Origin of the sequence: Actinopolymorpha sp. B11F2 (assembly GCF_040195635.1) — a bacterium.
GTDB lineage: Bacteria > Actinomycetota > Actinomycetes > Propionibacteriales > Actinopolymorphaceae > Thermasporomyces.
In genome coordinates this window covers 1-20,254 of the sequence record NZ_JBEFTX010000032.1, presented here as the reverse complement: position 1 = coordinate 20,254, position 20,254 = coordinate 1, and the positions used below count along the sequence as shown (strand labels likewise).

The following is a 20,254-nucleotide window of genomic DNA, read 5'->3' as shown; positions in this document are numbered from 1 at the left end:
ATATCGGCGACTTCAAGCACCGCTCGATCTACCAGGAGTTCCTTCCATTACCAGCGAAGACACGGCCACCATGATCAACAGAGACGAAGCTCACACCAGAGAACCAGGTTCAGGAACAGGCTCTTAGAACACTCCGCCTCCGGCGCCGATGTTCTGCCCGGTGATCCACCGTGCGGCGTCACTGGCCAGGAACACTGCCACGTCGGCGACGTCGGCCCTGCGCTACATCCACGGTTGGTACAACCCTCACCGAGGTGGGTCGGCCTGTGTTCCCGGTGCCTCCATTGGTGTCGTCGGGTTGGGCCTGCCACCGGTGGATGGGTCAGAGGTGTCCTGGCGGGCCGGTGGTGGCGGTGAATGAGGTGTTGCCATGCGGTTGCCCATTGCCAGTGCGCGGGTAGTCGCAGCCTGGAGCGAGGTGCCGAGCGGGTGATCCGGGCGGCGATGTTGATCAGCTGAGTCCGGATGGTGGCGGTGGCTGCTTGTGCGTCGAAGGTCGAGGCGAGACTGCCCAAGCTCTGGTGAGGTTGAACGCGATGGCGGTGAGCACCAGCCATGCCGAGTTAGGTCAGGTGGCACACAAGTGTCCAGGATTAGGTGGCACAGGACCAGGGGGAATTCTGGACAATGGGAATCAGCCTCCCGGTCGGCTTCTTCCTCCTCGTCACCAATCGGATGCAAAACGTTGACACCGATATGTGGATCGCGTTCCAATGCCCCTACCCCCGGCGCGAACGCGGTCGTCGGCCTGTTTATAGATGCAGGACGACCAAGTTGTTGTCAACTGACACCTGGAAGGTTTCCACCCTGGGCTCCTCGCGTTCGACACTCACCTCGTAGGACCGGACGAGAGTCTTATGAGGGTTGTGAATGCTCCGCCCGTTCCTGACGTCGAACTCCCAACCATGCCAGGGGCAACGCAGGATTTCACCCTCCCTGGACCATATGTATTCGCCGGGCTTCGAGGGCGAGGTGGTGCCGTTCAGCGAGCCGAGACATAGGGGAGCGCCCTGGTGCGGGCATGTATTCCGTAGGGCGTAGAAATCTCCGTCGATGTTGAATACTCCTATCGAACGCCCTTTCACCTTCACAATTTTGCGCTGTCCTGGCGGCAACTCGCTTACGGCGCAGATTATGTGGCGGTCCATTTTTGGGGACCTACCCAATTCCGTAGAATTCGAAGGCGTTGCGGGAGAAGATCCGCTCGTGTTGCTCCTTAGGGAGCCTGGGGAAGGCGTGCGTCGGCGAGTCGAAGTCCCAGTGGGGGTAGTCGCTGGAGAACATGAGAATATGCTCGGCGTCCATGGCCTCAAAGAGATTTGTCAGATGGGTGTTGCGTTCCGGGCGCTCCAAGGGTTGCGAGGTGAGTCGCACATGGTCGATGAGATACTCACTCGGCGACTTTTTTACCCACGGCACTTCCGAACGCAGAGCCTTCCACTCGGCGTCCAGCCTCCACATGAGAGGGGCAAGCCACGATACGCCGCCCTCCACCAGCACAACCTTGAATCCTGGGAACCGCTCAAAGACTCCTTCTGTGATCAAGCTGACCAGATGGGCTTGAAAGCCCAAGCTCAGGCAGGTATGCCACTCGATGTAGTGGGTGGGGTAGCCAGGGCTCGGTTGAATATTGATTCCCATCCCATCGGTGCCGGGATGGATCGCGAAAGGCAGCCCATTTCGTTCGCACGCCTCGTAAATTGGATAGTACATCCGCTGTCCGAATGGCGCTCGAGCACCAGAATCCGTCATTACTTGCACAAAGTGTGGGTGGCCGGCCCATCGATCTATCTCGCGCGCGGCCGCCTGTGGATCCTGATGGGCGACGGTAATTGATCCCTTGAACACACCGTCATGGTTGTATTCCCCGAGCCATGTGTCTGCGAGCCACGAGTTGAACGCGCCGGCGATCGCTGACCCGAAATCGGGATCGGGGTGTAGATTGCAAAAGGCCCTGGGGAGTAGCACGGCGTGCGCAATCCCGTACTCTTCGATCAGTTGTTTTCGCAAAAACCAGGGGTCGGACCCCGGTGGGCCACCGTTAGGTGGAGTGCTGTCGAGGCGTGAGCCGTGTACCGGGTTACCGAAGAAACCGCGACCACCGCCCCGGTAGCGATCGCGCCACGGCTGGGCGAGGTGCTGGCGAATCTCATCGATACTGCGCGGGGACGGATGAACATCGCAGTCTACGATCCCAAGGGCGCTGCGTCCTGTGGCGGGGACCTTGGCTTGTTCATGAGTTACGGTCATGTCGTCTCCTACGCAAGTGTCTGATCGCCGCGCCTGTCTGGTCTCGCCCACACTTCTCATTTGGCTGCGCTACAGGTACGATGTTCCGCTATTCCTCGGCGATGAAGTATTGACATATGTTCGATGGCCCAGGTGTCGGCCACGATGTCGAGTACCACATGTCTTTTTGCACATTGTGGAAATCGTTTCTTACAAGCACCACGGGTTTAGCTGGAAGGCTGATTCCCATCGTCCAGAACTCGTCGCGAGCGATCTCGATGATCGTTCGCATGCCCTCGTATCGCGTCTCGAGCTCGAGCGACCCCTCGACCTCGTCGTGATAGATGGCCACTTGGCGTTTCATCGGCTCGGGTGGTTCCTCGCTCGGATCGGCGCCCTCGTACCAGTTCGACCACAAGGGGGCATAGGACGAACCGGCGGTAGCGAACAGCCATCGCGGATCCAGCACCATTCCCTTGTACCCGTACTCCCCAATGTCCGTCGTGCAGTCGTAGTCGCCCGCCTCCTTGCGCGGCCCATACAACGAGGTGTCGAGATTGTCGATCCGGAGCTCGATGCCTACCGTCGCCCACGTCTTCTTCATGAGCTCCAGTACATCGGCCATCTCGAAATATCGAACATCAGTAAGGACAGTTATGCTGATCGGCTTTCCATCCGAACCAAGTCGCCGTCCGTCGCTGGCCCGGTCCGTATAACCAGCCCTATCCAGGTGTTCGTTTGCACGATCGAGATCGTATTCGGTGTACTGGGTCCCTATGTCGTCCGAATCGTAGAACGGCACCTCCGGCCTCGGCGCGGTTTGCCACGGCCTGCCCTGGCGCTGATAGACCGTATCGATAATCTCCTGACGGTTGATGGCATAGGAAAGGCCGATGCGAAAATCTTTGTTTTGATACATGCGCCGTTTGGCAGGATCCGGGTGGGTGAGGTTGAGACAGATGCCCATCGTGTTCATCTTCGTTTCTCTCATATCCCACAGTTTGTATCCCCCCTTCTCGGCGCTTTTCGCGAGGACGGGCCGGTTTCTCGGATTCGCGATCGGGTCGTGGTGATACATGCCGATGTCGCCGTTGGCAGCGCGGAGGATCAGCACCTCGTCTTCGTTGAAGATGTCGAAGATGATGCGGTCGATATAGGGCAACTGCCTGCCTTCGGGATCGACGGCGAAGTAGTACGGATTGCGGTCATATACAACACGCTTGCCGCTGCTGAGGGGTGTCGCAAGCTGCCAGCCACGATGAGTGGGCAACTCGGTATTGTTGTATATATCTGTTTGTTGGTACCACAGGTCAACCCAAGTTGACAAATTGTTCTTCTTTACGAGCGCATCGATCTCGGGGTTGAAGTCCTTGTGGAATTCCTTCAGGTAGTGGCTTGGGAGCAGTTCGACAATCGGATCCCAGTCGGCGAGCTGCTGGAGGAAGAGTGCGTACGGCTTCGTGAAACTGAACCTGACCGTGTAGTCGTCTACCTTCTCGGCGACTACCGGAACTCCTCCGAATTGGAGGAACGTCGGGATGACCGGCGTTAGCTCCTTGTTCTTGAATACCGCCTCGTACCAGAACATGATGTCATCCGCGGTGAGCGGCTCGCCGTCAGACCACTTCATCCCCTGCCGAAGGCCAAACAGGTACTCCCGGCCGCCGCCAGAGATCTCGACTTGCTCCGCCACATTCGGAACTACCTGCTCCCAGTTCCGATCCCACATGACCAGAGGGTCGTACTTCCATGTTCCGATGATCGAGTTGACGTCCGTACCGATAAGGGCATGCTGCCAGGTCCCGCCGTATGAACCTAGCTGCTCGACCGGCTGGATCACTCTCGGCCGATCCGGAAGTCTCTGTTTGAGCGGCGGCAAGTCGCCAGCCTCGACCTGCCGGGCAAGCATCGGGGCCTGCCTCCCCGTCCTCCCTGGCCCTGCACCAGTCCCTTCGGACGGATCGGTCGCGAAGAGATCGCAACCGCCGACGAGAAGCGTCCCTCCAGTAGCGGCACCCAACGTCAGCAATTCCTTGCGGGACAGTGTTCGCGGCATCGCAGTTCACCCTCTTAGGGCCGGCCGACAGTCAATCCCCGTAGCTAGCTTCATCCAGGAAGAGATTTCGGATGACGAAAGAGCGCTTCCGGATCGTCAGGCTAGTCGTGGTGGACGTGCAGTCAACCATCTCTGTCCGACGGCGGACATACCGTTCCGCGACTGCCGTTTATCGGACACTCCCGCATGTGGATGAAGCGCTCCGCGACCGGTACCTGGATGTGGTGGGTGCAGCGCGGGTTCGCGACGACATCACCATCGAAGCCTCCGCCGGCCCTGACTACGACGCGGTCGCCTGGGCCGGGGTGGGCCCAGCGAGGACGTTGGTACGGACGTGATGCTGCAAGCACCAAGGCGGTGGTTTGACCGGTGCCGAGGCGGATTTCGTTCGGGGCTAGGGAATTGGCGCTGATGATGGCTGAGATAGGACTCAACAACGAGCTCAACTGTCAACGCTCGCGACAGTCTCGTCGCTATCTCGGTACCTTGAAGCCTTTGCGCGTAGGACCGCAAATGTCGATGGCTCTGTCAATGCCCGGCAGTGGTTTGCACCTAAGCATGGCAGCACAGCCAACGTTCTGTCACATCGTCGCTGGTCAGCAGCCTGTTTGACCTGACCGCACCGTTTAGATCTGATGATGGGATGGGTGGTGTCATCCGCAGCCAGGCCCAGCCATGCCTGCCTAGTCGAACTCGGCGAGTAGCTTCTTCGTTGCGACGTTGCGGTAGCTCTCGTCGATCCAGTCGCACACGAGGTCGAGGTCGACACCTGCGAGAGGAATCGTCAGCCAGCCCCACTGGCCAAGGCCGCTCATCGTCATCGGCGTCGCATTGCCGACCGCGACCACCTGGTCGTAGGAAGCCTTGAGCTTCACCGACGTCGCCGGAACCGGCGCATCTCGCCTGCCAAGCCACAGGAACATCGGCCCGTACACCAGCCCGTTCGCCATTCTGCGCGGCGGATGATCCACTTTGATGACGAGCTCACCCCAGGAAAGTCCTCAACCGCACACGGTAGGCCGTGCGCGAACGCACGCACCCGATCCCACGCCCGGACGGCCATAGGTCCACCCTACGCGGACCGCTCGCCTGACCGGCAGTCCTCAGCCGCCACAAGGGGTTCCCGGTGCACATCCGGTCCATATGAGGAACAGGGAGCGGCGCAGACGTTGGACAACGCCTACAGGCGTAGCTCCAGACCCGCCGCCGTTCTCGCGGTGATCGCGCGCACGTCGGGGCCCGGATGGATCTCGGCAGTCACCTAACATTGCTCGGAGATGCGGATGACCTCGGTGAAGGCGGAGAGGTGTCTCGGGACATCACCAGGGTGTGGATTGGGGATCAGTTTGGGCATCTGTTCCTCGGCGTCAGCTTCTAGCTGCGGCGGCACGGACGGGTCCAGGTTCAGCCCGGCCTGGGAGTACACGTAGTTGCCGTATCCGCTGATCGAGCTGCCGAAGTCACGTGCCAGCTGTCGAGCGCGCTGGCCAGCGACCTGTTCGGTGGCATCGGTCCGGCGTCGTCCCAGTCCAGGAGTACGTAGCGCCCACCAAGTTCGACTAAGCCCGGATCCACCACGGGAAGTCGGGTGACGGGTAGTTGATCTTTGTGATGGGTGGTTTGGCGGTGGGGCGTTGTTGGTCTGCCGATCTGCTCGGCCTTTCCACTTGTGGGTCTCCGGTCGGGGCCTTGTCGGCCTGGTCGGTTCAGGCTTTGGTGGGTGGGCCGATGGTTATGGTGAACAGCCGTTGCCAGGCGGTGGCCCAGGGCCAGTTCTTCGGTAATCGTAGTCGGCTGCGGCGTGCGGAGCGGGTGATCCGTCCGGCGATGTTGATCAGCTGGGTGCGGATGGTGGCGGTCATCGCTTTGGCGTGGAGGGGCGAGGCCAGCGTGCCGACGGCTCTGGTGAGGTTGAACGCGATCGCTGCCAGCACCAGCCATGCCGAGTTGGCCATGAAGTTGGCTGAGGGCAGGTGGGCCAGCGGCCCGTTCTTCAGGTCGGCGATGACTTGTTCGACGATCGCGTGCTTGCGGTGGTCTGCCTCGGCGGTCAGCATCGGCAGCGGCGAGTCGGTGAACACGGCGTGGTGGCGCCAGAGGGGGAACAGTTCGCCCTGGGCGTTGGTCTGGGTGTGGTCGGGGTCGGCGTCACGGACCCGCCGCACGATCAGCCGGGCGGTGACCTGCTGAGTCTTTGGTCGGGAGGTGAACGCGGTGAACGGGACCTCGGCGACTTCGGCGTCAGAGACCCATTGGGCGAGTTGTTCGTCGAAGACGGCGCGGGGGTAGCGGATCGGTGTCCAGGCATCCTGGGGTATCGCGTCGATCGCTGCTGTCACGGCCTGGTTCTTGCGGGCGGTGATCGAGAAGTGGGCGCTGTGGCGGCGGGCGGCGGCGATGACGTCATGGCCTTAGTAAGCGCTGTCCGCGCGCACGATGATCGGCTACCCTAGCTTTCGAAGGCCCGGTGCGCACGTGCATTTCGACAGCTGACCACCAACAAGTTGATGAGCGACTTGGCCGCGAGACGCGGATCATCGGTCACCCCAGATCGACGGCGAGCGTTGTGTGTGAACTGACCTCTATAACGACGGCGCTGGATTGCTCACTTTTTGCGCACGTCGGCGCTGCATCTGATTGACATCAGCACGCATCAGATCCGTAGTCCCTGCGGCGGGTGCGCGGCTCTTCGCTTTGGACGGCAGCGCTGATGCCCTGATCATCTGACTACTTTCTCCTACGGAGTAGGAGGTCGACCAGACGAGCCCAACGACCAACGTGCGGCCCTGCCGGTGACCAATCTGTTTCATCTAGGTCGTGTTGATGCGTGCGAGCACGGGGCGGTGGTCTGATCCTGGTTCGTTGCGGCGTTCGGTTGGCTGGTCGGTGATCGACGGAACATGTGTGTCGCCGGTGGTGACGGTTGCTACCAGGTTGATGAGTGCGTGGCTGAGGAGGAGATGGTCGATGAGCTCTCCGCGGCCGCGGTAGACACGTGAGAACCGCTGGTCGTCCGGGATGAGTGATGCCAGGTTCCAGAGTCGTTGTCCGTCGCCTTTGTCTGGTCTGTCGAAGCCTTCGGTGCCGATCTCCGAGCCTGGTGGACCGTGGAGTAGTTGGGTGGTGGCTGCTTCGGGCTCGTCGTTGAGGTCGCCAGCTACCACGACCGCACGTTCCTGGCCGTGGTTGTCAAGAAGTTCGGTGACGTGGGCGCGGACGGCGGTGGCTTCGGGGGCGCGGCGGTGGAGGGCGTAGGCGGTGTAGCGGGCACGGTCGTGCTCGTCGCGCGGGTTGAACCGTCCGCCGGGGAAGGTCAACAGTTTGCTCTTGAGGTGGCAGCTGATCACATCGATGTCGGTGTTGCCGGCGTGGAGCCGGACACGGAGGGCTGGGCGGCCCATCGCGGCGATGGTGGTGCCGTCGTCGTCGACCTGGACCGGTGCGAGTCTGTCGGGGAAGTCGGTGACCTGTTCGACCTCGCCGAGCGGTAGCCGGGAGAGTACGCCGACTCGGATGCCGCGGCCGTCCGGGTCCGCCAGCGCGGAGTGCCAGTCGCCATCTAGCTGGGCGAGTAGGTCGTCGACGGCTTCGGGGTCGCCGATTTCCTGCACCGCCAGCACGTCCGGTGCTAGGTGGGTGATCGTTGCGGCGAGTGCTTCCAGTTTCGCCTGGTAGGCCGAGCCTGAGGTTGGGCCCGCATCATTGTCGGGTTGGAACAGGTTCTCCAGATTCCACGTGCCAATCGCAACCACGGCTCTGGTCCCCTCGCGTAGCGGTTCTGGTCGCAGCCTAGTCCGGCGGAGATCATCATGCCCACGCTTGGCAATACCGGTTTGCAGCCAACTTGACAACCCTGGTCCAGCACCAATCACCCGGATTGCCGAACCTATGGCGGCCACTGCTTCGCGCTGATCGACTGGAAAGATTCTGGAGCCGGCAGTCCCGGTGTCGACCTCGGCAACCTGCGACTGCAGATGGGCCATCACCTACCGACCAGAAACGTCCTCCCATGTGCTCGACGGCTGGGAACGGGAGACCGGCCATCCGGCGAGTAACGTCGCCTACTGGGACGCCGTTGCCGCCCTCAACTCGCCGGCGGTGTTCGAAGGCTTTCCTGCATTCGAGGGGCGCGCCGAGCTGACGAATATGCCCGTCAGTCGACAGTCGGTCCCTTCTGTAAGACCCGGCGCTGAGCGCTACGTTGGTCGACCTACGCCGCCACCGTGTAAAGCGCCAGATCAAGTCATGCGTCGTGCCGAGGTTGCGGTTCCGTGACACCTTGTGCTTAACGCGCAGCGAGGTCTGCGACGAGTGCATCGATGTCCTGCTCCTCGTACCGTGGAGCGGATCTGGCCTCAGCCTGACCTCGCGGGTGGTAGCGCCAGTAGTCAGAGTTCGGAAGCGTGGCGCGAAGGCTGGAGACGATCTCCTGGCCCGTGGGATCGTCGTCGGCGCGCAGGTGGAGGCGGGTGCCCGAGGCGGCCAGTCGGGTAAGGAGTCGCCGGGTCGCGCCGGAGGGCCGTCCGTTGGTGCAGATGAGGGGCCGTGATCGCTCGCCGAGCTGGTCGGCGGCCTCGATGACGACGGCTGGGTTCTCACAGACGTACGCCTCAGCATCGATGCTTTCGAACGCTCCAGACAACGAACGCCAGGTCAGCCAGACCGGCTCGCCCCGGACCGCTCCGCTGAGCCGTGCGGCGGCGGCGTCGCCGACAAGGTGCAGGTTCAGCACCAGCACGCGGGATGAGACCGGGTCGCAGACGACTCCGAGGTTCTCCCAGGCCGTACGCCACGATTCCGCGCTGCCGAGGACGGCGCCATCGTCACCGGCTGCGAGCTGCAGCACGGCGGTGGCGACCCGGCTTCCCCGGTCGAGGTCGTGTGGAGTGTCGAGGGCTTGATTCGCGAGTACTGAGAGCAGCGTTGTCTCGCCACCCGTAGGTAGGTGGATCCAGACCGCCGCGACCTTCCGGGCGAGCTCGGCGATCCCGCCGCTTCCGGCGCGCGGTAACCCGCGTCGCGCGAGCCAGTTCTTCGCGGCCTCGGCGGGGACGTCGACGGCGATGAGCGACTCGTAGGCCGCGGCGCGTTCCGCAGCTGCCGCATCGCGAGCGTCGGCGCGCTCGGTGGGAAGATCCCGGAGCGGTCCTCCGACAGCCGTCAGCAGGTCAACCAGGTCACCACCGGCGGAGGCGACGGCATCGACGAGTGTCTTGGCGCCGACACCTCGTCCCCGTGTCAGCCACGACGTCCCCAGTAGCTGACCGACCTCAGGGCGTTCGCCGGCGTCGAGTTCAACGCGCAGTGTGCCGGCCGTCATAGCGCTGCCTCCCTCGATCCGTCGACGGGCGGCAGCCAGCACTTTCGCCGGCCCAGGCAGTTTCGCCCACGTCAGCAATGCGTCCGGGACTGCAGGGCTCATTGCGAATCCTGGGAGTCCGAGAGCGAGAACAGATCGTCCTCGACTGCGTCGTTCGCTTCGGCCATCCGAGCAAGGTCGGGAAGGTCCGCGGGGTCGGGGGTCGCGACATGCGTGAGCTCATTGCCGGACCAGACCGAGAGTTCCAGGGACACTCCGGGAAATGGGCGCGGCGCCCGTCGGACCTCGTACATCGCGGCCATCGGAACCGTTGCCGCGTTGGCAATCGGACCGGGTCCCGCGATTAGCCAGTCGAGGTCGCAGGATGTCAACAGTCGGAGCATCGTTGCGCGGTTGTCCGGATCGACACCGTCGAACGCTTCATCGAGCCACATCATCCGTGGTCCGACACCGGACTGGTCGTACATCGCGTGCAGCGCGGCGACGAACGGCTGCAGCAACGTAACGACCTTGGCGCCGCCGGACAGGAGCGAGTGGTCGTCACGGTCAAGGCGCCGCCAGCCGTCGCGCACGCCGTCACCGCTCGGTGCGCGGTACTCCATCCGCAGCTCGAACCATCTCCGGTAGTCGAGGATCTCCGCCAGCCGCGAACGCCAATCCGGATCGCCCGCGGCGAGTGCAGCCTCCTGCGCGTCGCTCACGCGAGCGGTGAGGAACTGCCGGACCTGCACCTGCGTTGCCTCGGGCAGAAGCGTGAACCCACGCTCCAGGGCGGTCAAGACCTCGTTGGCAGCACGTTCCTCCGAGACAGGGAACCGGATCATTCGCAGGGTCAACCCGGACGTGCTGGTGGGGTTCTGCGCGAGCTTGGCGTTGATCTCCACTCGGAGCCGCTCGGCCTCGACGAGGCGATCGCGCAGATGCTCGATGAACGTACTGCCGAGCAGGTGGTTGATGGTCTTGGTGAGCTCCTCGTCGTAGTCCGTCTGCAGCCTGGCCAGCAACGTGGAGAGGGTCGCTAACGCCGTCGGTGGTGGCTGTGCGGCTCCCGTGCCATCGACGACGACCTCGACCGCGCCCGGGAACGTCTCCTCCCCTTCTCCGACAGGTACCGTGCGAACCGTACGACCACCCAGCGGTTCGAGCCGCGAACGCAGCAGCACCGCCGCATCGACCATCTGACTCCAGCGATTCTGGACACGATGGCCGGCTGCGACGGGCTCGTCTGGCCAGTCCCGCGGTGAGATGAGTGCACGTCCGGCACGGGCTGACTCCAACGCTGCGGTGACATGGCGGGCGGATGGGTCGGGGACGTCGCGCAACCGCGGCAAGCCGTGGTCGACACACGCGTACCAGCTGTCAACCGCGCCTTGCCGTACTGATTCAGCGTCTTCGCGGCGTTGCTCGACTTGCTCGAGTTTCCCTTGGGCCTTGATCCGCTCAGTCACGAGTGTGGTCAGAGAGGAATTGAGCTGGTTCAGTTTCTGGTCGTATTCCGACACCTTCTTGCCGAGAAGGTCGAAGCGGTGGAGGAGGTCCTGGCCCTCGCGAGAAAGTGCGGCTTGGGCGGCGGCAGCCTTGGTCCGGGCTTGTTCTGCATCGGTGCGGTCCTTGGCCGCGTCGCCTGATGCCTCGTCGTAGGTCGTCCTGGCTTGCTTGAGGACGTCCGCTGCGTCGTTGACCGCCTCGTGCTGCGCAGGAAGATGCGCCATTGCCGACACGAGATCGCGAACGGCGCCGCGGTATTCATGGACGGCAGTCACCACAGAGTCGACCTGGGCGGGTGCGCGCGGGAGGTCGTGCTCCTCCGCGTGGATGGCGGTTGCCGCGGCAGCCTGGTCGAGGACCGCGCGCTTGTCGCGTTCGTCCTCGGCGGCGGTCCTCGCCGCCTCGGCGAGCTCAGCGGCCCACCCTTGTTTCTGCCTCAGCTCGAGAAGGGCACTGACGACCAGTGTGTCTGACGGCGTCCGTTCAGCAGCGTCGTTCAGGGCGACAAGAGTGGACTCGACATCGTCAAGGAGGCCGCGAAGCTTGTTGTGTTCGCTGGCCAGGTCGTCCAGTCGGGTTGTGAGGTCGCTGATCCTGCGGGAGCGATCGGCTGCCCGCGCGGCGGCGCCGAGTAGCCGTGGTCCGCCTTGGCCCGCCGCCGCAGACCCGCGGAGTTCGCCGTACCGCCACCGCCCGTCGGCGCCGATCGCGAGCGAGGCCGCGGACAGCGAGGGGCCATATGCCACGGATCGCAGCAGTCGGTCGAGCACGGGCGACAGGTCGCCGGCGTCGTCGGCGGGACGTAGGATCGCGCCGAGCGTGTCCTCGGCGTCGGTGTGTGCCGCCGAGTCCACCGTCCACACGGTTTCGTGGCCGTCGCGGTCGAACGTGTACGCGCCGTCCGGGGTCACCCAGGCCTGGAGGAGTCCCGCCGCCTCCAGCGCGCCTTCTACTATCGCGACCTGGGTGGATTCCACGCCGTCAGCGACCTCGACAAGTCGCCACAGTGGTCCGCCGAGCTCGGTGATGCCGTCCGGTCGAGGACGTCGAGCCCAGAGCGCGGGTGGGGTCGGGTGTGGGTCGGTCTCAGCCTCGACTGCCGCGAGGACCGCTTCGGCCGTCGCCCGATCCTCGCCGTTTGTCTCGAGCTGGCCGTCGAGCTCAGCTTTGCGTACGTCCAATGGGCGCCGGGCGGGCCCATGGTGTTCCCGGCCGATCGCGGTGACGAGCAGGGGGGTGGGGGCCTCGCTGTCGGCGAGGGAGGCGACATCGCGGAGCCAGGATTCGACCAGTGCTGGCCGGGGACGGATCCGCTCGTCGAGTCGTCCTACCCATTCGGTGAGGAGCTCGCCCACGGCTTCGATGGCGGATTCGAGTGCCTGGCCGGCCGTTTCAGTCTCCGTCTGCGCTCGTTTAGCCTCATCAGCCGTGGCTGTTTCCTTCGCTACTGCGGCGTCGAGCTGGGCGGACTTCGTGGCCTGGTCGCCCAGCAGGGCGATCATCTGGCGGGCTTCCTCCTCGCGCCAGTCCGCGGCGTGGCGGAGGCGCTCGGTGTCGCGGGCCGGTAAGAAGCGTGCGGTTGGCTCCACCAGACCGGAAGGCTCGGCGAACCGAGCAACCTGGCCGGCCGCGTCGTCGACCGCGGCCTCGGTCCCGGCCAGCCGACGCCTCGCACTCGCCAGTCGCTCCTCCGCTGGCGCGATTGCTGCCCCGGCTCCCTCGGCCCGCGCTCCCGTACGGTCCGCCAGCTCCGCCAGCCTCCGTGCCGCCTCGGCGAGCTGGGCGGCATCGGCGACGGCCGCTGCGGCGTCCTTGAAGTCTCGCCGGTGCCGCAGTGCTTCCCGTTCCGCCACTGCCTGCTCGCGGAGGTGGCTCCTGGCTGCGATGTCGTCCTCGAGACCCCCGACCTGGGCGCTCAGTGCATCGACCGTCTGCTTGGCTCCCCGCTCGTCTCGGGTGACCCGGTCCAGTGCCGATGTCGCTGCGATCACCGGGTCCGCAGCCGCGCGGATCACGGCATCGACCCATGGCTGCCAGCGCTGCCTGGTGAACTCCGAGATCGCGGCCAGTGCCTGCTCGGTGGTATCGCGTTCGGTCCGCATCCGCTCCAGCTGCTCCCACCCGTCTGCGAGCTGGTGGATCTCGTCCTCCGCCAGCGGAGGAAGGGCGGCGCGGAACGCGTCGGTGAGGAACTGCAGGTTGAGCCGGTCGCCGATCTTGGGCGTGCGTACGACGCGAAGGATCCGGATCACCTGGTCGAGCCAGCTCGCATCGCGTGCAAAGAGAGTGCGGGCGATCTCCTCGCGGTACGCCGTGCCAGACCGATGGAGCGACATCCCGCGGACCTCGCGGAGACCACCCGGCTCGGCGACCATCCCAGCGGTTGCCAGACTCAACCCGTCCCGGACGCGGCCCTCGCCGTGGAGCGTGCACCACTGCAGTCTCAGCTGCCCGTCGGCCCGCCGCGACTCGGCGAACAGCAGGGTCGTGAAGAACTCCGGGCCGTGGTCGGTCAGCCGACCGTACTCCGCCCAGGCCCAGCCGCGGCTCTTCTGGTCGTTGGTCTCCCTGCGGTCGAGCGGGTGGCTGGTCGGCTCGACGTAGTACCGGAACCTCTTGCCCGACTCTCCGAGGGTGTCGATGTTGTAGCTGGAGATGTCACCGGCCAGCAGGATCAGAGTCGTCAGGGTCATCAGGGTGGACTTGCCGGACTCGTTGGCACCCTGGAGCTGGAGTCGCCCGTCCGCGAACCACACCTCAGCCGTGTCGTACTCCCAAAGATTGACCAGCCCGGCGCGCAGCGGCTGCCACCGATCTGACCGGCACGGTGCCGGCAGCTGACCGCTCACCGCTGCATCGCGCCAGTCGCTCAGCCGGACGGCTGCGAGGTCCCGGTCGGCGTCCACGGTCACGGCCGGACTGCGGCGTCGTCAACCATGTCATCGCCCGCACCGCCGACAGACCGCTCGTCGGTGAGCGCAGGCTCCCAGACCGCCTTCGGATCGCGGTAGCGGGCAGCAGTAGGCAGCAACGTCCAGCCACCATCGCCGGCCACGCGGAGCAGCCCGTGGCTCACGAGAAGGTCCTCAGCCACGACCCGGATCCGGCCGGGCGAGTCCGAGAGAGCTCGGGTCAGGGCCCGATGGTGCTCGGCGTGCAGATGAGCGGCGATCGCATCCACGGCGCCGGACGACAGGTTGACCCGCCCAACGTCGTCTGGCGCCGGGCCCGTCTTGATGGCGGCATCCAGCATCTTCAGGGCGAACCACGAGCCGGCGCTGGCGGCCGGAAAGGCCGGTGTCGCCTCGGCGGCGGCCCGGCTGTCGTCGCGCAGTCTGAGGAGCAGGCCTTCTGCCCGCATCTCGACGGAGCCACCCGTCATATCCGTGGCTTGGCCGGCGAGCCAGGACCGCTGGGTGCGGGCGTACTCGGCGTCGGCCGGATGGAGGTCGGCGTAGAGCAGTGCGGTGGACTCGACCAAGGTCCGCAGCATCCGCTGTCCGCGCGTCGCGGTGCGGGCGCTGTCGTCGGCGTCAATGCCGTCGGCGCCGTTCAGTGCGAGACCGACCGTGTGGGGATCGGTGAACTGAAGGAGCGAATCGGTGTCGATGTCGAACCCGCCACCCACACCGGTGCCTTCGTCCTCCCATTGCTTGAGCAGCACGTCGTCGCTCGTGCGGCGGGTCAGGATGCCGAGCTCGGTAAGTCCGGCGAGAGCGCGGACGAACGCCTGCCGCTCGGCCCGCCGGTCGGGGTCGTACGGCGTGATCGAGGCGGCAGGGCTGACGGAGAGTGCTCGTACCTCATCAGACAGGTCCTGCACGGTTGTGGAGCCGACCGAGTCCTCGCACGCCGCGGCTACCAGTGCCAGCAGAACGAGGTCGCGTCGAGGCGGGGGTTCCATCGGAGGTGGTGCGGCAGTGCGCTGGGGCCCGCTCGGATCGCGGTGCAGTCGTACGACGGAGCCGGCGAGCACCAGCCGATAGCCCAGACGTGCGCTCCACTCGCTCAGCCGGGTACGGTGCCGCAGGGCGCTGCGGAAGAGCGCTGGCCGAGGGCGAGCACTCACGAGCGGGTGGACCAGCAGGGAGACGAAGACCTCCTGCGCCTCGGTCCGCGCGTTATCCTGCGCGACGTCCGAGGCTGGCGTGCTGGTCGTGGTCAAGCGCGTCCCGTCAGGTTCTGGTCAATTCCAGACGCCAGTTCGCACAGGCGACCTGGCCGTCAGGCATGGCAATCACCGCCGAGGGTACGTCGGCCGGTGCGGCGTGCGCGACCACCTTGAACCGGCCGTCGCGGCTGTAAGCGGTCCGGACAGCGCCTTCGTCGGGCTGTCGGCGCATCACGGCGGTGAGCAGGTCCCATGCCAGAGCTGCCTCCGCACGGTGGCCGATCGGCGTCCAGTCCGCCAGGTGGAGCCCGGATCGGGCCAGCAAACTGCGTTCGGCCGCTTCGGCCAGGGCTCTCTCAGCCTGTGCCTGGCGGTGGGCTTCACGCCGCGCCCGGCGGCGGTCGGGGACCTGCGCCGGCCGACCCACGGTCGAGCGGGCCCCTCGCTCACGCAGCCGGACGTCGACCGGCACCCCCGGCGCCTCCCAGAAGGAGGTACGCGCTGGCGAGCCGCTCGGCTCGGGCGGTCGTCCCGGAAGGTGGCGTGCGCTCCACAGGCCAGTGGCTGCGCACCAGGTCCGCCAGGCTTCCTCGTCGGACGGCGCAGCCTCGACCGTGGCCGCTACGCGCAGTAGTTCAGCCCGGCGGCTGACCCTGCCGCCGGTCGCGAGCAGCGCGCGCGAGCCTCGAAGCAGCGGCGGCACCACGTCACGTACCCGGCGGCGCAGCCGTTGCGCCTGGCCATCAGGACCGCTGAACCACAGGACAAGAGTCTGGAGAGTGGCGAGGTGGACCCTGACAACTGCCTCTATCGTCACGTCAGCGACATCGGCGTCCAGCCCGGCCAGGGCCATCGCCCGCCACGCCGTAGGTGGGATCTGCTGGAGTTGTTGGACCGCCTCTCGGATGCGCGGGCTGTAGGTGTCGATGCCCGAACCCCAGACGTTGACGTATGCCAGCAGCGTCTCGCGGAGCCGGCGCATCTTGTCCTCGTCGGGCGCTCCGGCGAGCGCCGCCGCCATCCTGGACTGCCAGATCGCCGCAGCTTCGGCCATGTCGGACAGGGTTGTCCGAACCTGGGCCCATGCCTGGGCGGCGCGGTGATGGTCTGCATCGCCGAGGGCGAGGAGTGTCTCGTCGAGCCGGTCGGCGATCACCGCGGGCGCGAAGGCCGCGGCGCTGGTGGCGATCGCGTCGTCGTCGATCTGGTGGCGGAGCCACCGATGCAGGTCAGCGGCCTCGCTCGTGAGCTGGTAGCGATCTCGGGTGCGAACGAAGTCGGCCTCGGACGTGGCCTTGTCCTGCCAGCGGGCGACGACGCCCCAGCCGTGGAGCGCTCTCATCCGCGCGTCGAGATCGAAGGAGTCCTGGTGGGTGAGTCGGTCCGCCGTGGCGGGATCGGCGGTTGCCATGATCCGGTCGCGGATCTTCGCGAGCAGTTCATCCCGGCTGACGCCGGTGAGCGACTGCTCCTGGGCGTCGAGGAGCGCGTCGACGATGAGTCGATACTGGGCGGCGTGTTGGTCGGCGGTGAGATACGCGGCCACGGTGAGCCTGCCGGGGAACCCAGCGAGCTCCCAGCTGTCTACGTCGCGCGGACTCTCGAAGATCACGGCCCTTCGCCTCATCGAGTAGCAGGAATGGCCCGACGACTAAGAGTAAGGGAGGGACGGCCGGCTTCGCCGCGCGGTGAGCACCCGCCCGGCAAGGAGACTACGGCTGCCTGTCGGGGCTCAGGACCTGGCTACGCAGGACGACGCAGGTCCAACGTCATCATGTCTACCCTCAGAGCATGCACTTGGTGTTCGGCCGCGAACCATCGCGCACGACTGTCCGAGGCGTCCTGCCCTGACGGCGCCCACGGACCTGTTCGACGATCGCCTTACCTTGGTGATGGTCCACGGTGGCTGGCCGATCGTGCGCACGCCGTAACGATCAACCTCGACCTTGGCGACTGCTCTCCTTGGTCCGCGTGAAGAGCGACGAGCATCGCGCGTGGCGTATACGCGGCGAAACCGTGGTCCAGCCCGTGAACCTGCAGGGCAGACGGCACATGGCGCTCTTCTGTAAAACCGTCGGCTTCGCCTACACTGGTTCGAACCCAGTACCTGCCACACCCCTGGAAACGGCCTCTGACCTGCACGTTCAGGTCCGAGGCCGTTCGTGATCTTGTCCGGCTACGTCCGGCAGTATCCGGCCGTGGGCCGCTGTTCATGGCGAATGCGTGGTGAAGTTCAGGCCAGCCCTTCGGTGCCGTCGCTCCCATCCTCCTCGAGGGCGCGCTCGATGCGCTTCCTCGCGATCTCGTCCCGGCCCGCGACGCACCGTATGTAGACCCTCAGGAGGACCGCGACGCTGTGGCCTGCCCATGCCGCGACCTGTGCCGGATCGACGCCGGCGTTGAGCCAGGTAGTGACGCACGCGTGTCGCAGGTCGTACGGCCGGCGTGCCATCGGGGAAGCGGCTTCGATCTCGGACAGGCCAAGAACGCGGACGTTCTGCCAGCAACGGCCGTAGACGCTCTCGGAGAGCCTGCGGTTGTAGTACCGGCCTCGGAAGATCCTCCCGTCTGGAGCTGTGCCGAAGCGCTCGAGATGGGCCCGCAGCAGCTGGACGAGGCGTGGGTGGCAGGGTACGGGGCGGACCTCCTCCCTGGCCCGGTGCTTGAGTTGGCGGGCTTCCCGGCGCTGGCCACTGTCTGTCCACCGCTTCGCAACGGCAGGAGCCGAGGCGTTCAGGTGGATATCTCCCCAGCCGCTGTCTTCCTCAGGCAGGACGAGGTCAGCCTCGCGAAGTTCGACGACCTCGGCGGGACGCATGGCGGCGTAGTACATGCAACCGAAGAAGGCCACGAGGTGAGGGCCAAGGTCGCCCTGTGCGGCCACCGCTGCCAGTAGTGCTTCTGCTCGCTTGCGATCAACCAGAACACGCGGATCAACCGCTTCGGTCGCCTTGGGCGTCGTCCACTTCACGCGCGACAAGGGATTGGTGGGAAAGTAGCCAAGCTCGACCGCGTACTCGAGGGCGTTGTAGAGAACGGCCCGCTTGCGCACGAAGGTGTTCGTTGATGCCGTTTGCCCATCCTGTCTTGTCGCCAGTGTCTCGAGCGCCGACCGAAGTACGCTCGGATCATCCAAGGCGGACAGGTGAAAGGTGTTTCGCTCGAGCCAGTGCACCGTCTTCCGAAGGTCGGGTGGGGGCGGCCCATTCTTGCGTTCGGCGGTGTTGAAGACCCAGCCGTACAGCGCACGTCGCAGTGCCTGTGTTGTGGGGCGACCGTCAACCGAGATGAACGCTGGCGTGACGGTGGCGAGGGCGTCGGCGATCGATGCCCTCGACTCTGCGGCGGCTCGGCGCCACTTCATGTCCATGTAGGTTGTCGCGTGCTCGTACCAGCTCGGGGTCTCGGGCTCAGTGCTCAGCATCGATATCGGTCGACCTGTGTCGCTGTCGAATGCTTCCCCGCGCCGGGCGGCGCTCAAGAGCTGCGCTCGGAAGCTCTCTGCGAGTGCTTTGGTCTTGAACGTTTCGGGTCGCGCCTTCCCTGCGACTGACCAGCGCACGGTATATGTCGTTCCGTTGGCGCCCTTGTACGTGCGGATGCTCCAGACCTTCACGTCATAGGACACGTCGCCGTGTCTCGAGTTGATGCGGCTGGTCACGCGGCCTCCTCGTGGGCGTCGAGCCAACGCTCCAGCTCGGCCCTGCGTACTCGGATTTCGCCGTTGGGGAGCTTGATGCAGCGGGGTCCCTTCGCCTTCTTCCGCCACTCGTAGAACGTAGAGCGGGAGACGCCGAGCTCCTCGCACACCTCGGCGACGGTGAGTCGTTCGCGGGATTTCGTTGCTGCCACTTCGGTTCTCCTCTGTGTCGGTTGGTAGTGCCCCGTGATGCGGCGTGCTTGGCGGCTAGGTCGCCTCGGGAGGCTGGGTGCTGGTTATGCGCTAGAGACACCGCGATGTCAGATGACTGTGGGAGTTCACGGCAGGTCGCCGACGCTGGCGAGGATTTCGCGGACCTGTCCGCGGACCGCTCTGCTCTGGTCCGTGGTGAGGTTCACGCTGTCGCCATCGCTGGTGACTGCGCACAGGAGGACGGGTCCGTAGTAGTCCTGGTGGACGAAGCCGAACTGGCGGGCGAGCTCGGTGGCGTAGGGGTTGACCGGGTGGTTGTACATGCCCTCGTCGTCGAGCCACATGTCGAGCTTGTTGGTGAGCGCCACGACGTCGACGAGGCGGCACCGCAGTGCTGTGCGCATCGCTGTGAGCCGATCGTCTGCGGGTAGGTCAATCGTGGTGACGGTTCCGTCGGTGTCGAGGACTATCGTCTCGCCGTCCATGCGTACCCTCCTTCGGTCTCGATCGCTGGTCATGCCGCTGCGGCCGTGTCGGGTCGCCCTGGGTGGTGCTCGGTGCGGATGTGCTGATCGGCCTCGCTGTAGGCGTGTGGCCAGTCGGTGGCGGTGCCAGTAAAGGGGATGGCGTCGTGGGTGCAGAGGCAGCACCGCCAAGTCCAGGACGACCCTCGCCTGCGCCACACCCGGCACGGTCGGTCGATCTGCAACCTCATCGGCTCACTCCTCCTGCTGGTCCAGGCGGGCAGCGCCTGATGGCCGGCCGACAGTCGGAGCTGGCTTTCACCGACCCATCGCCAGTCGCTACAGGCCGTTCAACCTAGTGCACTAGGAGGTTTGAGTTCGCAAACGCATGAGGTCCGGGAGTGGCTCCGGTTGGACTCCGGCGATCCGGTGTTGTCGGAGGTGGGCCGGCATTCGCGGCCCTTGGCGTGGCTGACTGCCGCAGCCCAGACGATCGGTCACGTCGGACGACGGCGACCATCCGGACGACCGAAGCACGGATGAGCAGGTGGCATCGCGATTGCCTGGCCGTACAACTTTCGGGCCTGGCATGACGGCTGTCGGGCGTCTTAGAGCCTGTTCCTGAATCTAGATCCTTCCGTGTGACCTTGATTTCCGATCTTGACTCGATCTGACGAGTTGTCGGCTGAGGAGCCGGATCGCAGCCCATCTGACCATTGATTCGTGGTGTTCG

At 65.2% G+C, this 20,254-nt stretch carries 14 protein-coding genes and 1 pseudogene; 1 reads left to right on the top strand and 14 read right to left on the bottom strand.

Translation table 11 applies throughout. From position 1 onward, the window contains the following. Positions 1–123: 123 nt before the first annotated feature. The 4 genes and pseudogenes from ABN034_RS33235 to ABN034_RS33220 all read right to left on the bottom strand — a co-directional run. Positions 124–204 (bottom strand): annotated as a pseudogene (locus ABN034_RS33235) (short-chain dehydrogenase); the annotation flags it as partial. Between the two features lie 548 nt (positions 205–752). Beyond that, a complete protein-coding gene (locus tag ABN034_RS33230; RefSeq protein WP_349694922.1) occupies positions 753–1,148 on the bottom strand; it encodes a Rieske (2Fe-2S) protein in 396 nt (131 codons plus the stop codon). 10 nt (positions 1,149–1,158) lie between these two features. Then, entirely contained in the window at positions 1,159–2,250 is a 1,092-nt protein-coding gene (locus ABN034_RS33225; protein WP_349694921.1) for an amidohydrolase family protein, read from the bottom strand. 88 nt (positions 2,251–2,338) lie between these two features. Further along, complete coding sequence (locus tag ABN034_RS33220) at positions 2,339–4,285, bottom strand: ABC transporter substrate-binding protein (protein WP_349694920.1); 1,947 nt, start codon at positions 4,283–4,285, stop codon at positions 2,339–2,341. 188 nt (positions 4,286–4,473) lie between these two features. Here ABN034_RS33220 and ABN034_RS33215 point away from each other — a divergent pair, with 188 nt between their 5' ends. Then, on the top strand, positions 4,474–4,623 hold the full coding sequence (locus ABN034_RS33215; RefSeq protein ID WP_349694919.1) for a hypothetical protein: 150 nt from the start codon (positions 4,474–4,476) through the stop codon (positions 4,621–4,623). A 345-nt stretch (positions 4,624–4,968) separates the two neighbouring features. Here the strand turns inward: ABN034_RS33215 and ABN034_RS33210 are convergent, their stop codons facing one another. From ABN034_RS33210 to ABN034_RS33165, 10 genes are all read right to left on the bottom strand, one after another. Next, on the bottom strand, positions 4,969–5,235 hold the full coding sequence (locus ABN034_RS33210; RefSeq protein ID WP_349694918.1) for an MmcQ/YjbR family DNA-binding protein: 267 nt from the start codon (positions 5,233–5,235) through the stop codon (positions 4,969–4,971). A 756-nt stretch (positions 5,236–5,991) separates the two neighbouring features. Beyond that, on the bottom strand, positions 5,992–6,684 hold the full coding sequence (locus ABN034_RS33205) for a transposase (RefSeq protein ID WP_349694924.1): 693 nt from the start codon (positions 6,682–6,684) through the stop codon (positions 5,992–5,994). A 411-nt stretch (positions 6,685–7,095) separates the two neighbouring features. Continuing rightward, positions 7,096–8,037 (bottom strand): endonuclease/exonuclease/phosphatase family protein, encoded by a 942-nt coding sequence (locus ABN034_RS33200; protein WP_349694917.1) that lies wholly within the window; start codon positions 8,035–8,037, stop codon positions 7,096–7,098. Between the two features lie 533 nt (positions 8,038–8,570). Beyond that, a complete protein-coding gene (locus ABN034_RS33195) occupies positions 8,571–9,707 on the bottom strand; it encodes a TIGR02679 domain-containing protein (protein WP_349694916.1) in 1,137 nt (378 codons plus the stop codon). After that, entirely contained in the window at positions 9,704–14,005 is a 4,302-nt protein-coding gene (locus ABN034_RS33190; protein ID WP_349694915.1) for an SbcC/MukB-like Walker B domain-containing protein, read from the bottom strand. Before ABN034_RS33190 ends, ABN034_RS33195 begins: the two co-directional genes overlap by 4 nt. After that, a complete protein-coding gene (locus tag ABN034_RS33185) occupies positions 14,002–15,258 on the bottom strand; it encodes a DUF2398 family protein (protein ID WP_349694914.1) in 1,257 nt (418 codons plus the stop codon). The genes ABN034_RS33190 and ABN034_RS33185 overlap by 4 nt, the downstream gene beginning before the upstream one ends. Positions 15,259–15,268: 10 nt before the next feature. Further along, a complete protein-coding gene (locus ABN034_RS33180) occupies positions 15,269–16,816 on the bottom strand; it encodes a DUF2397 domain-containing protein (RefSeq protein ID WP_349694913.1) in 1,548 nt (515 codons plus the stop codon). Positions 16,817–17,437: 621 nt separating this feature from the next. Beyond that, positions 17,438–18,865 (bottom strand): tyrosine-type recombinase/integrase, encoded by a 1,428-nt coding sequence (locus tag ABN034_RS33175; RefSeq protein ID WP_349694912.1) that lies wholly within the window; start codon positions 18,863–18,865, stop codon positions 17,438–17,440. Beyond that, on the bottom strand, positions 18,862–19,095 hold the full coding sequence (locus tag ABN034_RS33170) for a helix-turn-helix transcriptional regulator (RefSeq protein ID WP_349694923.1): 234 nt from the start codon (positions 19,093–19,095) through the stop codon (positions 18,862–18,864). The genes ABN034_RS33175 and ABN034_RS33170 overlap by 4 nt, the downstream gene beginning before the upstream one ends. An 87-nt stretch (positions 19,096–19,182) precedes the next feature. Further along, positions 19,183–19,542: a DUF3846 domain-containing protein gene (locus ABN034_RS33165; RefSeq protein WP_349694911.1), complete on the bottom strand. Its 360-nt coding sequence runs from the start codon at positions 19,540–19,542 to the stop codon at positions 19,183–19,185. Positions 19,543–20,254 lie beyond the last annotated feature (712 nt).

What these genes read in the sequence shown, in the direction of transcription:
- ABN034_RS33230 (WP_349694922.1), bottom strand. Translation starts at nt 1,148, where the DNA reads ATGGACCGCCACATAATCTGCGCCGTAAGCGAGTTGCCGCCAGGACAG.
- ABN034_RS33195 (WP_349694916.1), bottom strand. Translation starts at nt 9,707, where the DNA reads ATGAGCCCTGCAGTCCCGGACGCATTGCTGACGTGGGCGAAACTGCCT.
- ABN034_RS33210 (WP_349694918.1), bottom strand. Translation starts at nt 5,235, where the DNA reads ATGGCGAACGGGCTGGTGTACGGGCCGATGTTCCTGTGGCTTGGCAGG.
- ABN034_RS33165 (WP_349694911.1), bottom strand. Translation starts at nt 19,542, where the DNA reads ATGGACGGCGAGACGATAGTCCTCGACACCGACGGAACCGTCACCACG.
- ABN034_RS33220 (WP_349694920.1), bottom strand. Translation starts at nt 4,285, where the DNA reads ATGCCGCGAACACTGTCCCGCAAGGAATTGCTGACGTTGGGTGCCGCT.
- ABN034_RS33225 (WP_349694921.1), bottom strand. Translation starts at nt 2,250, where the DNA reads ATGACCGTAACTCATGAACAAGCCAAGGTCCCCGCCACAGGACGCAGC.